The 14,525-nt window shown below is 36.2% G+C and carries 11 protein-coding genes and 1 tRNA gene; 8 read left to right on the top strand and 4 right to left on the bottom strand.

Annotated features, from left to right (window positions below):
* The first annotated feature begins 110 nt into the window (after positions 1 to 110).
* The 4 genes from J0M37_08000 to J0M37_07985 all read left to right on the top strand — a co-directional run bounded on the left by J0M37_08000 (position 111) and on the right by J0M37_07985 (position 4,326).
* Positions 111 to 923, top strand: coding sequence for a FixH family protein (locus J0M37_08000; GenBank protein ID MBN8585025.1), 813 nt, complete (start codon positions 111 to 113; stop codon positions 921 to 923).
* A complete protein-coding gene (locus J0M37_07995; protein MBN8585024.1) occupies positions 923 to 1,879 on the top strand; it encodes a transporter in 957 nt (318 codons plus the stop codon). The genes J0M37_08000 and J0M37_07995 overlap by 1 nt, the downstream gene beginning before the upstream one ends.
* Before the next feature lie 83 nt (positions 1,880 to 1,962).
* Positions 1,963 to 2,202: a heavy-metal-associated domain-containing protein gene (locus J0M37_07990; protein ID MBN8585023.1), complete on the top strand. Its 240-nt coding sequence runs from the start codon at positions 1,963 to 1,965 to the stop codon at positions 2,200 to 2,202.
* Positions 2,203 to 2,223: 21 nt separating this feature from the next.
* Positions 2,224 to 4,326: an acetate--CoA ligase family protein gene (locus J0M37_07985; protein ID MBN8585022.1), complete on the top strand. Its 2,103-nt coding sequence runs from the start codon at positions 2,224 to 2,226 to the stop codon at positions 4,324 to 4,326.
* Between the two features lie 78 nt (positions 4,327 to 4,404).
* On the opposite strand, the gene J0M37_07980 is transcribed toward J0M37_07985, so the two are convergent.
* Positions 4,405 to 5,106, bottom strand: a complete 702-nt coding sequence (locus tag J0M37_07980) for a DUF4397 domain-containing protein (GenBank protein ID MBN8585021.1) — start codon at positions 5,104 to 5,106, stop codon at positions 4,405 to 4,407.
* 502 nt (positions 5,107 to 5,608) lie between these two features.
* Between J0M37_07980 and J0M37_07975 the strand changes: the two genes are divergently transcribed.
* The 3 genes from J0M37_07975 (at position 5,609) to J0M37_07965 (ending at position 7,548) form a co-directional block, all read left to right on the top strand.
* Positions 5,609 to 5,953, top strand: coding sequence for a hypothetical protein (locus tag J0M37_07975; GenBank protein MBN8585020.1), 345 nt, complete (start codon positions 5,609 to 5,611; stop codon positions 5,951 to 5,953).
* Positions 5,954 to 5,962: 9 nt separating this feature from the next.
* Positions 5,963 to 7,240: a T9SS type A sorting domain-containing protein gene (locus J0M37_07970; GenBank protein MBN8585019.1), complete on the top strand. Its 1,278-nt coding sequence runs from the start codon at positions 5,963 to 5,965 to the stop codon at positions 7,238 to 7,240.
* 234 nt (positions 7,241 to 7,474) lie between these two features.
* A tRNA-Glu gene (locus J0M37_07965) sits at positions 7,475 to 7,548 on the top strand.
* A 211-nt stretch (positions 7,549 to 7,759) separates the two neighbouring features.
* Here the strand turns inward: J0M37_07965 and J0M37_07960 are convergent.
* The gene (locus J0M37_07960) at positions 7,760 to 9,388 is read right to left on the bottom strand and encodes an SBBP repeat-containing protein (GenBank protein MBN8585018.1); all 1,629 of its coding nucleotides are present in this window, start codon (positions 9,386 to 9,388) and stop codon (positions 7,760 to 7,762) included.
* Positions 9,389 to 9,580: 192 nt separating this feature from the next.
* On the bottom strand, positions 9,581 to 9,901 hold the full coding sequence (locus tag J0M37_07955) for a T9SS type A sorting domain-containing protein (GenBank protein MBN8585017.1): 321 nt from the start codon (positions 9,899 to 9,901) through the stop codon (positions 9,581 to 9,583).
* Between the two features lie 153 nt (positions 9,902 to 10,054).
* On the opposite strand from J0M37_07955, the gene J0M37_07950 reads away from it, so the two are divergent.
* Positions 10,055 to 13,390, top strand: coding sequence for a hypothetical protein (locus J0M37_07950; GenBank protein MBN8585016.1), 3,336 nt, complete (start codon positions 10,055 to 10,057; stop codon positions 13,388 to 13,390).
* A gap of 27 nt (positions 13,391 to 13,417) precedes the next feature.
* On the opposite strand, the gene J0M37_07945 is transcribed toward J0M37_07950, so the two are convergent.
* The gene (locus tag J0M37_07945) at positions 13,418 to 14,509 is read right to left on the bottom strand and encodes a cysteine synthase family protein (protein MBN8585015.1); all 1,092 of its coding nucleotides are present in this window, start codon (positions 14,507 to 14,509) and stop codon (positions 13,418 to 13,420) included.
* Positions 14,510 to 14,525: the final 16 nt, after the last annotated feature.

Genomic DNA, 14,525 nt, shown 5'->3' with positions numbered 1-14,525 from the left:
GTTATTATTTATCAACAGATTACAAATCATAAAAAAATATGATTTTGTTGACTTATATCATATGAGAGCAATATTTTTATTGCGATAATTGTAATAACAAAACAATAATTATGAAAAAATTCATATATCTCTGTTTGATCCTTCCTGTTTTAGCATTGTATCATTGCGGAAATGATACATCTGTTAATAATGTTATTAATACACCATCTGATTATGTGAAGATATTTACTGCTGAATCAGGAGCAAATAAATTTGAAGTTTACAGTAAAAGCGCTTCGAGTTTTATATATGGGTATAATAATATAGGTTTTAAAGTATTTATAAACGGGAGTGAACAAAACCAGGGATTTGTCAGATTTAAGCCGACAATGTATCATGGGCTTGGCGGACCCAGCCATTCAGTACCTGTACCTGAGAAATATTTTTATGACAGCGACAAACAGCTTTTTACCGGATATTCTGTTTTTATAATGTATGATACAGCGGCATTTTGGGCAGCGGATTTTAATTATAATGACCTGAATACAGTGGATTCATCAGTTTTTCCTTTGACTTATTCAACAAGAACAAAAATATTAGCCTGGGATAATTCACTGACCGAAAAAACATATTTCCTTACAATGGTTACTCCGGCTGCACCGGTAGTAGGGTTGAATGATCTTGAATTCATGTTCCATCAAACATCTGATATGACTAATTATGAAGAAATAAATAATGCTGAAATGTTCATCAGGCCATGGATGGAATCAATGGGTCACGGTTCAGGCAACAATGTTGACCCTGTTTATACAGCACCGGGCACTTATAAAGGAATTGTAAACTTTAATATGCCGGGCGAATGGTTTTTATACGATTCAATAAAAGTTAACGGAAGCTTTGTTACCGATAGTCCTGCACCAAAATTTATATTACAGGTAAACTGATGATAAAAAGAATAATTATCATTTTAACATTTTTATGTTTTATTAATATACCTTCCAAAGCATGTAACAGCTGCGGCGGAGGAACCGGGGATCTTTCAGTGCTTTCTCTCGACGGCCTTGCCCTTTTCAATCTGGGATTTACTAATGACCGATATACCGGCGTGTGGGATAAGAACGGGAACTGGCTTGAAAATAAACACTCACAAAGCCAATACCGTGTAACTTTTAACAGCGCTTACAGGCTGAATAAATTTGTACAGTTCGCTCTTTCGATACCATATGTTTTCAATAACAGCAGTATCCCGGGACTTAAACAGAATGGTTCAGGGTTTGGAGATATTACACTGGGAGGAAGATTCGAGATATTCCATGAGTTTCAGCCGTATAAAAAGAATAAAAAGCTTGCTTTGGATAAGACCCTCCCCTATCTTGCAGTTACTTTTGGATTAACTATTCCTACAGGAAAATCAGAAGAAAATGCTTTGAACGATGTTGATATTACCGGAAAAGGATTTTATTCAACAACACTCGGAATTTCACTAACAAAAAGTATAATCCGCTCTAAACTTCAGTTACTTGCAGATCTAAACTGGCAGCACAGCTTTGAAAAAAAGTATTCTAAATATTTCGGAGAACCGATAGGATATAACTACGAAAAGCAGCCCGGCGAAAAATTCAATTATTCTGTAACAGCAAACTATATTATTAACAGCAGGCATGCAGTTTCAATTTCTGCATCAGGTTTTTTACAGAATAACTTTAAGATCAACGGCGAGCGGGTAGAAAACTCAAATGAAAGAAGCACGAACTTCAGCCTGGCATATACATATTATCCTTCGATACCATTCAGGATAACATCATCAGTTAAGCTGGGTCCAGCGGGTAATAATTTCGGGATAAATGCTCAAAGCTCTGCAACATATAATATCAACTTTACTTACTATATAGCTCAATAATGAAATATATAAAATACATAATTTTATTTTTTGTAATTTTTTTAAACATTAATTATTCGTACAACAATATTAAAATCAATACTATGACACTAACGGAAACAGCTGTATCTCAAAAGGTTGTAAAAATAAAGTGCTCAGAAATGAGCTGTGAAGCATGCAAACGCAGCATTACAAAATCAATCAGCCATTTAAATGGAATAAAAACACTGGATATAGATCTTGAAACAAAAATAATTTCCGTAATTTATGATGACGCAGTTACTGATGAGGTTTCGATATTAAACGCAGTAATAAATGCCGGATACGAAGCTGAGATCATTTAACCTGAACGGAAATAAAATATTATGCAAAGCTCACTTGATAAGCTTTTTTATCCTCAATCAATTGCAGTAATAGGTGCATCATCAAAAAAAGGAACATTAAGCTTTGAACTTGTAAGTAACCTGATAAAATTCGGTTATAAAGGCAGTATTTACCCTGTAAATCCCAAAGCACCTTCTGTACACAGTATAAAAGCATACCCGGATGTAACTTCAATCAGCGATAATATCGACCTTGCAATAATTATGGTCCCAAAAGAATTTGTATCTGCAGCAATAGATTCATGTTACAGGAAAAAGATCGGGACAGTTGTTGTAATAACTGCCGGCTTCAAAGAAACCGGCAAAGAAGGCGCTGAAAGAGAAGCTGAACTTGTAAAAAAGATCCGTAAATACAAGATGCGGCTTGTTGGCCCAAACTGTATGGGTATAATAAACACTCACCCTGATGTTAAGCTTAATTGTACATTTGTTCAGGGCAATCCAGTACCCGGGGGAATAGGTTTTATTTCTCAAAGCGGAGCTTTAGGCGCAGCAATATTAAGAACTGTTCAGCAAAATGATATTGGTCTTGCACAGTTCGCAAGTATTGGTAATAAGGCTGATATTTCCGGAAATACAATTCTTGATTACTGGTGGCATAATGATGATATAAAAGTTATTACGCTGTACCTGGAATCATTCGGAGACCCGCGCCATTTTATGGAGCTTACCCGCGAAATTACAAAGACCAAACCGGTCATCGCAATTAAATCAGCAAGAACAACAGCGGGAATGAAGGCGGCATCATCACATACCGGCGCACTTGCTTCAAGCGATGCTGTAGTTGATGCATTTTTAGAGCAAAGCGGAGTAATACGTGTTAATACAACAGATGAAATGTTTGATATAGCCCGTGCATTTGATATGACCAATTTGCCTAAAGGGAAAAGGGTTGGTATTTTAACAAATGCAGGGGGACCGGCAATTCTTGCAGTAGATGAATGCGCGAACTGCGGTTTAACAGTTCCGGAGCTTTCAAAAAAAACACAGAAAGCGCTGAAACAAACAGCACCGCAGGAAGCTTCTGTTTTTAATCCTGTTGATATATTACCGCCTGCAGATGCTGAAACATACGCAAAGGCAGCATCATTGATGCTTAAGGATGAAAACATTGATTCATTGATAGTGGTCGTAGGTCCGCCTTTGATGCTTGATACTCTTGAGATCGCAAAGGCTGTTTGTGATGAATTCAAAAAGTCAGATAAAACCGCTGCGCTGGTTATGATGTCACAGGATGATGTTATTCCCAAGCTAAAAGAAGTATCACCTGTTCACCCGCCCATTTACCGTTTCCCTGAAAACGCAGCAAGGGCAATTTCTAAAATGGTAAATTACAGCAAATGGAAACAAAGACCCGAAGGAATTTACAGGGAATTTGATTCTGATAAAAAAACCGTTCGAAAAATCATCGGCTCTTATAAAGGTAAAAAAAATGTGTACCTTAGCTCTGATGAAGTTTCGAAAATACTGAATGCTTACGGGCTGCCTATAATTGGATCAGTATTTGCCAAAAATACTTTTGAGCTGATCCAGATATCCGATAAAATAAAATATCCGGTAGTTTTAAAAGCCGTTGGCAAGAAGCTTATACATAAGTCAGATTTGGGTGGAGTAGAAGTTGATATTCACAATGTGGATGAACTGCTTAGAGCAGCCGAAAAGATCACAGTAAAGCTAAAACAGAACAAAGCATATGAACACCTTGAGAAGTTTTTAATTCAGCCATATATTTCAGGCGGTGTTGAAACTATACTTGGTATTACTAAAGATGAAAAAGCAGGTCACATGGTAATGTTTGGATTAGGCGGAATTTTTGTTGAGGTATTCAAAGATGTGAATTTTAAACTTGTACCGGTAAATGACGCAGAAACTATGGCAATGGTTCAATCCATAAAAAGCTTTGAAATGCTTAAAGGTGTAAGAGGCAGAAAACCTGTGGATATAGATTATATTTCTGAAAGTCTTTTACGGCTTTCTCAATTAAGCAGAGATTTCCCGGAATTTGAAGAAATTGACCTGAACCCGTTCGTTTTCTTTGATACAAAAGAAAGCAGCTGTATACTGGATGCAAGGATAAGATTATAAATTTAATTTAATATCTACAGTAATAATCTGCCCCGAAAGAAATACATTCTTTCGGGGCATTAGTTTAATTTTTACATTTTAATTATTTGCAATGATCTGAGCATTAAGCTGCTGGATACCGCTGCCTCCAACAAATCCGCTTGCAAAAACTGTATATATCTTACCGGCAGTTAATGTTATTCCGGGTAATGGTAATACGACAGTCAAAGTATTAGCCAGCCTTACTTCCAGATTATAAGTACCTGCATCTACGGGTGTAAATGATGATTCTGACCCGGTAATTGTTTTATTAAATGTTCTGTTAGTAAACAAACCTGTACCCTGAGGCTGTCCTGTAACTGAAACATCAACTCCCGGCGCATTTGGCGATAGATGAATAAACCTGATATGCGCCTTTCCTGAAGCAGGAGCTGTCAGATCATCAGAAACTACTAACGGACTAATTTTAGCAACGCTATCAATTGCAAAAATTGACGTGTTTGTGTTAGCATTAAAAGAGAGATCAACCGGTCCGATAACAGTAGTGTTTGTTCCGGCGACATTAACCTTAATATTCCTGGTACCGCTGTTTATCTGTAAATATGAAGTGTTTCCGGGGAAGCTGAGAGTATCTCTAACCTTTGTTCCGTCAACATAAATATCAACCTGAGGTGCATCCGGTGAAGCATGAACAACCATTAAATTAGCTTTTTGCGTAGTTGTAGGGGTTGTAGTATTATCGTCACTGCATCCAATCATAGAAAAACTAACAATGAATAAAAAAATAAATAACGACAGCATTTTGATTAATCTCACAGATTATATCCTCCTTAAGTTTATTTATTTATTCAATTCAGGCGCCATGAATATGAATTTAATTAGTGTAACACACATTTTTTAAATCCAAGTTCCAATCTTGACAATAACGTCAAGAAAAAGTTCATAAGTATTGTGTTTGTATTATTTAAAAAATCAAAATCAATGATTTAACTGTAATAAAAATTTAACTCAAAAGTAAACATATTGAATTAAAAAAAAGAAGATTTTTAATTGAAGATTTTTATAATATTTACATAAAGAAGAAAGCCATCAAATTAATGGAATAAAAATTAAGATTGATTGTATAATTTTACAAAGAAGTGAACCAGTGTATATTCTTTAAAATAAGAGAAAAAAGCTTTATAAATATGAAAGATTAATTTGTAATAGTATTTTAAATAATTGTTAACTGGATACTTACAGTATTTAAGTGAATAATTTTTTATTTCCCATATTATATTTGTAGTAACAAATAGGAGGGAAAATGAGAACTTTAATGTTTTTCATTGCTTCCTTCATCCTGGCTTTAATCATTTCGACCTGTAATTCTGTTGTAGATCCGCCAACAGATAATAACAAAACTTATTATTCCGAAAGGGATTCAAATTACTCAAGTTACAAATGTTGTAATGCCGGTATCATACCCGGTTGCAGTCCGGATGAAACTGTTTCCTTATGGGTTTCATGTAACGGAGAAGAATACGATATTTTGATCTCAGCTGAATGCTGTTGTGAAATTTATCAGTATTACGGAAATCCCCATAATTTATATGCATACAATATATCCTGTGATATGATAGGTTACCAGCTATGCATTCCAAATGAATAGAGGTAAAAAATGAAAAATAAAATTTTATTCATAGTCCTTCAGTTTATCATTTCAGTTACATTAATTTCACAATGGCAGCAGGTCAATATATTTAACTCAACTGAAAAGATACAAAATTTAGACGCTGTTGGTCAATCAGTAATTTGGGTTGTTTCTTTTGAAGCAGCTTCCAATATCTACAGGACAACAAATTCAGGTTTAAATTGGATACATTCCGGCTCAATTCCTGAATATTGTTATTTTATCAGTGCTGTTAATAGTACAACCGCATGGGTAAGTTCCGGCTTAGGTAATATATATAAAACTTCAAACGGAGGGATCAACTGGGTGCAGCAGCAATATTCACCTAAGAATTTTATCAACAGGATTCATTTTTTCAATGAAAATACAGGTTACATACTTGCAGATGCAGTCAATGATACAGTCGGATTTTTTTATACAAGGAACGGCGGCAATACCTGGATAAGATCATCTAAAGCACCTGTTAGCAATTCAGGTACATTATTAGTTGAAAATTGCGGAAATCAGTTAGATACAAACTTTATTTGGTTTTGCGGGCACCACGGTGAAACGAACTACAAATTTTACAAATTGACTGGCGGATTTGAATCGTTATGGCAAGTGCATGATTATGGTCAAACCGGTTCTTTCAGGTTTGCAGTATTTAAAGATAATTTGAACGGAATAGCGGCAGCTTACGGCGGACAAATCGTAATTACCTCTGATGGGGGTGCAACATGGCTGAACAAAAATTCCGCTGTAGGAACAGGTACATTGCATGAGTTGATCGCTGTTCCTGGATCAAATTGGATTATCGCTTTGCGCGGAAATGCAATAAACCTAAGCCGGGATTTCTGCAGCACATGGTTTGCCTCAAATTTTGCAGGTGGTACACCCGGTTATGGTGATGCATTCGATACAAACCGGATATGGCTTTCATACGCAAATGGTTCGGTAATTAAATATAATTTACTTGCAATTGGAATTTCTGTAATAAGTAATAATATTCCAAATGCATTCCGTCTTATGCAGAACTATCCTAATCCGTTTAATCCCATTACCAAAATACGTTTTGCAGTACCGTCGGGAGTTCAATCAACAGGTAAGAGTAATTTATCTGTTTTTGATGTAAACGGAAAATTAATAAAAACAATATTGGATATGACGCTTGAGCAGGGTGAATACGAAGCAATATTTGACGGCAGCAATTATTCATCAGGGATATATTTTTACAAGCTAACTTATAGAGATCTTTCAGCTGTAAATAAAATGATACTTGTAAAGTAAGTTCTTTTTGCTGAGTTACTAATTTTGTATTAACTAAAACGAAGCTGTATTTCTCTATACAGCTTCGTTTGTTTAATATTATTTGTAATTTTTTTTCATTAAATTCATTTTACTATCATTGTTAATCATTCAGAATTTTAATATTTTTGTAATATATTAATTTCAGGTGTTCATTTTGCGGAATTCCCACGCTAAAGCAGGGTCGCACGCCGCACAGCGGCGAAAAAGATTTTTGGCGCATTGGTGTAATTGGTTAACACGCCGCCCTCTCAAGGCGGAAAGTACGGGTTCGATCCCCGTATGCGCTGCAAAAGCAGCCAAATGGCTGCTTTTTTATTTTTCTGATATCCCCTTTTTTACACAAATTCCTTTAACGGCTCTGCACTGGCAAGCGGTGTTTATTTTTACAGGCTGGTTTCAAAAGGTAATAATACATTCAGTAAAACCATGAAGCTTATTCTGGTAAAATAAAAAAGCGGCCATCAAGGCCGCTAATTGGGGATAAATTTGAAGCTGCTGTTATTTGATAAAAATTAATTTTTTAGTCTGGCTGAATGCAGTCATACCGGATGATATACCCGATACTTCAAGCCTGCAGAAGTAAATACCACTAGGATATTTTTCAGCGTTCCATAATACTGAATACTTTCCTGCTTTTTTAACTGACTGAATAATAGTTTCTTCTGCAATCCCCCTGCTGTTAAAGATTTTCAATGTAACAAATCCATCTTCCGGAAGATCGAACTCAATTACAGTTGAAGGATTAAACGGGTTGGGATAATTCTGATACAGGTTAAATTCAGAAGGAACGATCCCGGTATACGGGGGTATATGCACGAGATCTTCTCTGCTGTATTTCAGCGTCAAGTAATCCTCTGAACCTAATACAGAACCGTTTCTGCTGGAGCCGGTAATGTATATGTTATCAGAATTATCCACAACAATGGCATAAGCCCTGTCTTCATTGCTTCCTGTACCGTCATATCTTACATCCCATAATTCTGAACCTGCCGGAGAATACATAACGGTAGCATAATCTTCTGTACCTGAAGAGCTGCCTGAACGGCTTGAGCCTGTGACAAAAATATTATCGGTGTTATCAACTATTATTGCATATGACCTGTCTTCATTGTTTCCCGGGCCGTTGTACCTGGAAACCCACATTTGTGAACCCGAAGGGTTATATTTTACTGTTGCATAATCTTCACTTCCCGGTGTACCTGCGGAACGGCTGGAGCCTGTAACAATAACATTATCGGTATTATCTACAACTATTGCGTAAGACCTGTCTTCATTGTTCCCCGAGCCGTTATACCTGCTTGCCCATTGCTGCGAACCTGAAGGATTATATTTCACTGTCACATAATCCGCGCCTGATGAGCTGCCGCTGCTTTCACCTGTTACAATAATATTATCTGTATTATCAACTACTATAGCATATGATCTGTCCTGGTCATTAGCTGTACCGTTATACCTGCTCACCCACTGCTGCGAGCCATCGGGTCCATACTTTACTGTAGCATAATCATAGCCGGATGAGGTTCCAACACTTTCGCCTGTAACAATAATGTTATCGTCAGAATCTTCAGCAATACCAAATGCCTTATCATTGTTATTGCCTGTTCCGTTATATCTTTGTGCCCAAAGCTGGTTTCCGTTTTGGTCATATTTAACGGTTGCATAATCATACGGGGTTAATAAAAGCAGGAATCCCTGGCTATAACCTGTTATCACAGGGTTATTCTGAGAGTCAATTATCAATGCTGCAGCTTTATCATCACCAAGCAGCCCGAAACCATAGGTCCGGGCCCACATCTGCTGCCCGTCACTTGCACGGTATTTAATAATGAGGTAATCCGCCGCCGTAAGATTCAGCAGAGCATTGGTATAACCCGCTACATAAACATATTGCCCGGTATTATCCATTGCAATAACCGAACCGGCATCGTTTAAGAGCTGATCGTATTCAGAGCGCCACCTGGTATTACCGTCCGGGTCATAGCTTACTGTCACTGCCCCGGTAAGCAAGCCTAAAAGGCTGTTGCTGTACCCTGTGACGTAAGTATTGCCTGCTGCATCCACAGTTAAATCCAAGGCAACATCGGTGCTATCAAGCAGACCGTTTAATCTCGCTGTCCATTCAACCACCGGTTGTGCGGATGTATTTCCAGTAATTAAGATTAAAAAAGTTAGTAATATTAAAAATCTTAAATTATTCAACGTTTTCCCGTGTTTCTAATGAATATTAAAACATACAATTCTATATGATTATGAAACATACAAAACTCCCTTATTGTTTAATATGTTATTAAAATATTTAAAATAAAATAAGTTATTCAGTTAGTTTTTAATTAAAAGTATCTTTTTTACATCAACAAAATCACCTGCGAACAATTTATAATAGTAAACGCCGGCTTTCAGAGCGGAAGCATTCCATTTTATTTCATAGCTGCCTGCTTTCAGTTCAGTATTGCATAGTTCTTCTTTATCCTGGCCAAATACATCGTAAATAACTATTCTTACATTACTTACTGAAGGTATATCAAAAGCTATTCTGGTTGTTTTATAAAATGATTGCGGAAAATTCTGGTATAATTTATAATTTTCAGGGTAAACGGCATTTTTTTCAAAATTTCTTTCGGAATGCAATAAATTGTACATGTTATAAATGATTGATTAATAATTAATACAAATATATTTTTATCTCTTACCTCAAACCTTACCTGTTTATATACCGTGATTTAAGGATATAAGGTATTTCATTAAGATTTTTATCTTCTTAAATTTATTTATCACCAAAACAATAAAAATTAATTGGAAAATATTTTTCAATCCCGGATATTACCGTACAAATTTCCCATAAAAACCATTAAACGGGAAAAATTAATTGATAAGATACATGATAATATTAATAAAGGGCTGATATTGATAAATGCCCCGGCAGGATACGGTAAAACCATACTAATTCAGCAATATTTAGCTTTTTCAGGTATGAGCTACTCCTGGCTGAATATTCACCGGGATATGAGTAATTTTTATATATTTATGAATTACCTTATACATTCAATTAAAAAGGTGAGATCAGATTTTGGAAACCCTACTATGCTGTTAATTGATGATTACAGGGATAAATTTGAGTTCAGCTCTAAACAGGAAAAAATTATTGAAGATATTACTTCGACTTTTATCAATGAGCTGCATCAGGGCTTTGATGATGACCTTGTGATAGTGCTTGATGAGCCCGGTAACCTGGAAGATCCCGGCTGGGTTAAGCCAGCATTTAAAAAATTATTTGAAAATATTCCCCGGAACATACATTTTGTTATTACTTCCAGAAATATTCCTGCTTTCAGCCAGAGCTTACTGCTTGCAAAACAGAATATATTAAAGATAGAAACAGCTGAACTTGCATTCAGCACCAAAGAAACAGCTAAATTAGTAAGAGAGCTTTACAGAATTGACAGCAGCGAAAAGGATATTAATCTTCTTACAAAAGCATTTGAAGGCTGGATAACCGGGCTGCACCTTATTCTGCAAAGCCACGGAGAACATTTCACAAAGCTGCAGCTGGATAAGCTGGTAATAGTTGATGATATATTCAATTACTTCACTGAAGATATTTTTAATGAGCTTGAAGAAGAAATTAAAGAATTCATTTTATATACTTCCCTGCTAGAAAATTTTACCGTTAAACAGTGCAACGTTCTTTTTAAATCCAATGATAGCCAGGCGATAATAAACAGGCTACTTCAAAAAAATATTTTTATACAGGTTCTCCAAAATCAGCCTCATATATCGGAATCAAGGTACTGTTACCAGGGCTTATTCAAAAAATTCCTGAATGTTAAGATCAAAGAAACTAAAAGCAGCGCAGAAATACAGGCATTCCTAAAAAATGCAGCTGAATATTACACTTCGCTCAATGAATTCGCGCCAGCTATCAACTATCTTTTTGAAGCGGGTGAAATAAAAGCAGCTACGGGACTTATTAACAAAAAATTCCAGGACTATTTTGATTCAGGTAATTTTGATATTTTATGGAGCTGGATAGAAAAGGCTGAAAACAGCGGAATAAATGATGATCACAGGATATATTACTACAAAGCGCTTCTGCTAAAGTTTTTTATGGGAAGCATAGAAGAATCACTGCCAATTCTTGATAAGGCAATAACTTTAAGCCGCCAAAACAAAGATGACGCTTATTATGTAATCAGTATAATTTCGAAGGCAAGGAACCTGATTAGCCTGGGAAAAATTACTGAGGCAGTGAACGTGCTTAGCCAGGCTGAGAAGATAAAAACAGAAGGATTAAACAAAGCTAAGCTTTTATATCTGAAAGCATATACTTTCTACCAGAATTCACTTTATGATAAAGCATTAAAACTACTGAATGAAGCCTTAATGCTTGCAGAAAAAGAAATGGTAAACTCAGCATATAACGCTGATCTGAAACTAGAAATATTCAATCTTTACGGACACATATTCCTGATAAAAGGTGATTATTCAAAATCCATATCATATTATGAGAAGGTAGCCGGCAGCTCAAAAAAACTAAGTTCCCGGTATGAATCATTATGCAACCTGGTGCTATTATATTCTCATTCTGCAAAATTCGATAAAGCTTTAATATTTCTGGATGAAGCCGGTGAAATAAGCAGGCAAATATCAATTCCTATTTTCAGAATAACCTTTTTGCTTGCAAAGCAGGCTTTTAAGTTTGAGTTCGGAGATTATGAAGACAGCATTAAAATGCTTGTTGAAATGAACAGGATAGCTTCAGAGATAAACCATAAATATTATATTTTTTTAAGCTATTCGCTGATTGGAGACAGCTACTATTGGCTTGATAAGCTGAACAAGGCAGATGAATACTATGATATGGCATTCAGGTATATTAATGAGAACAGTGAATATGAAAAAATTCAGTTCGCAGTATCAAAAGCGCTACTTATCAAAAGAACCTCTGCTGTTTCAGAAATAGAAGAAGTGCTGCTGAAAGCTTATAATTATTATGAAGAACAGAAAATGATCTACAGCAGGGTACAAACTGCTTTCCATTTGGCGGATTTTTACAAAAAATCAGGCAATTTATTAAAATCATTTCAGTTCTTGAAAGAAGTACTCACTGTATCTTCTGAAAAGGAATACAGCGCTTTTTTGCAGCGGGAGATACTGCATGAGAGGGAATTATTTGACTTTGCCCTGGCTAACAGGATAAACAACAGGTTTGTGAAAGAGATCATTAATTCCGCAGCTGAAAAGAACAAAGCTGACTGGATTTCAGACGAATGCAGGCAGAGATTTGAGGAAAAGCTGGAATCATTCAATGATATTCATTTAATACTCTTCGGTAAAAATGAGGTAAGGATCCGCGGAAGGCAGCAGGATGATTCTGCATGGGGAAAGAAAAAATGGAAATTAATTTTTATTTACCTGCTTGTTTCTGCAAGGATGACACTTTCTAAGGATAAGATCATTGATATTTTCTACCCTGAAACTCCGGCTGAGAGCGCAGAAAATATCTTTCACCAGATGATATCAAAGTTCAGGAACCTGTTCAAAACAGCTTTTGCAGAAGGAACTTCGAGGGAAACTGAAAAGGATAAAAGTGAAAAAAAAGGAAAGCAAAAGAACATTGATGATATAAAACTTATCCCTTCGCTGATAAGCTATGAGGATAAACAGCTTCAATTCAGCAATGATTTTATAATTTATATTGATTCGGTAGAATTTGAAAAGATCGCCAAAAAACTCCCGGTAATCAAGGACCCTTCTGAGAAATTGCAGATGATGGAAAAAGCTATTGAACTTTACAAAGGTGACTTTATGGACGGAAATTATGAAACATGGTGCGAAGAATTGAGAACTAAATACAGGACTGAGTTTATTTCAATAAGCGAAGAACTGATAAAAAAACTGTATGAAAAAGGTGAATACAATAAGGCGATGCATTATTCTGAGTACCTGCTTAAATATGACCCGCTTAACATTGTTTGTTATGAATATATAATAAACTCCATGATAAAGCTGGATAAACCGCAAATCGCAATGATTCGTTATAACCAGCTTGTAAAATTCTATAAAAAAGAATATGATGAAACCCTTCCTGAAAAAATTTCTTCAAAATTAAAAAAAATTATCACAGGATAATCAATATTTAATCAGCAGATACTTATATTATTTTGCATATATTTTCTGTTCGCACTCATCATAGTCACAGCAGGTATTACATACCCTTTTCATTGCATGAAAATGCTCAAGCTCAACATCAACTGATAAATAACCATCCTTTACAGGCTCATCCCTCAGGAGATCTGTACTAAGATATTTTTTATTGGAATCAGGGAATACTGTTACAATAACAGATTCATCACCAAGCTCATTCTGTGCTATTAATGCCCCGATGAAGTTTGCTCCTGAAGAAATTCCCACTGCAAGTCCAAGCTCCGCAGAGAGTTTCTGAGCCATTATAATTGCATCACCATCATGCACCGGTATCACACTATCTGTTTTATCCAGCTCCATAATTTCCGGAATAAACTCATCAGAAATACCCTGTATCCTGTGCGACCCGACCTTATGACCGGTGGTTAGTGTTGGTGATTCAGCCGGTTCAATCGGGTGGATTTTCACTGAGGGGTGCAGCTCTTTCAGCCTTTTACCAACTCCCATAATTGTACCTCCGGTTCCAACACCTGCGCAGAAAGCGTCCGGTTTTAAAGAACGGAACCTAAGCTGCCACCACAATTCGGGTCCTGTATTTTCATAATGAGCCTCGCAATTAGAATAATTTGAGAACTGACATGGTAAAAAGACATTTTCATTTTGCCGGGCAAGCTCTTCAGTCATTTTAATGCTTCCAAGGAAGCCGCCCTGTTCCCTTGTTACCGGGTGAATTTTTGCGCCCATACTGGAAATAAGGTCAACTCGTTCCCTGGACATCCAGTCAGGCATAAAAATTGAGACCGGGTGCCCTAAAGCTCTCCCGATAGCAGAAAAAGATATTCCTGTGTTCCCGCTTGTGGCTTCAACTATCATATCACCGGGTTTAATTGTGCCCTGTTCATAAGCCTTCTTTAGAATATGAAGAGCCATTCTGTCTTTAATACTGCCAGTCATATTCAGATTTTCAGACTTGGCAAATATTCTTCTCGGCTTTCCTTTGTATAAAAAGCTTATCTCTAAAAGAGGTGTATTACCGATGAGGTTCTTAAGTCCTTTGAACTTTTTAGGCAAGGGGTGTACAATTTTTTCAGTAAAATGCTCCATATTGCAAAATATTAAT

The sequence above is a fragment of the Ignavibacteria bacterium genome, assembly GCA_017303675.1.
Taxonomy (GTDB): domain Bacteria; phylum Bacteroidota; class Ignavibacteria; order Tepidaquicellales; family OLB5; genus OLB5.
Note: the sequence above shows the minus strand (reverse complement) of the source record. Positions and strands in the feature narration are given on the sequence as shown.

What these genes read in the sequence shown, in the direction of transcription:
- J0M37_08000 (MBN8585025.1), top strand. Translation starts at nt 111, where the DNA reads ATGAAAAAATTCATATATCTCTGTTTGATCCTTCCTGTTTTAGCATTG.
- J0M37_07995 (MBN8585024.1), top strand. Translation starts at nt 923, where the DNA reads ATGATAAAAAGAATAATTATCATTTTAACATTTTTATGTTTTATTAAT.
- J0M37_07990 (MBN8585023.1), top strand. Translation starts at nt 1,963, where the DNA reads ATGACACTAACGGAAACAGCTGTATCTCAAAAGGTTGTAAAAATAAAG.
- J0M37_07985 (MBN8585022.1), top strand. Translation starts at nt 2,224, where the DNA reads ATGCAAAGCTCACTTGATAAGCTTTTTTATCCTCAATCAATTGCAGTA.
- J0M37_07980 (MBN8585021.1), bottom strand. Translation starts at nt 5,106, where the DNA reads ATGCTGTCGTTATTTATTTTTTTATTCATTGTTAGTTTTTCTATGATT.
- J0M37_07975 (MBN8585020.1), top strand. Translation starts at nt 5,609, where the DNA reads ATGAGAACTTTAATGTTTTTCATTGCTTCCTTCATCCTGGCTTTAATC.
- J0M37_07970 (MBN8585019.1), top strand. Translation starts at nt 5,963, where the DNA reads ATGAAAAATAAAATTTTATTCATAGTCCTTCAGTTTATCATTTCAGTT.
- J0M37_07955 (MBN8585017.1), bottom strand. Translation starts at nt 9,901, where the DNA reads ATGTACAATTTATTGCATTCCGAAAGAAATTTTGAAAAAAATGCCGTT.
- J0M37_07945 (MBN8585015.1), bottom strand. Translation starts at nt 14,509, where the DNA reads ATGGAGCATTTTACTGAAAAAATTGTACACCCCTTGCCTAAAAAGTTC.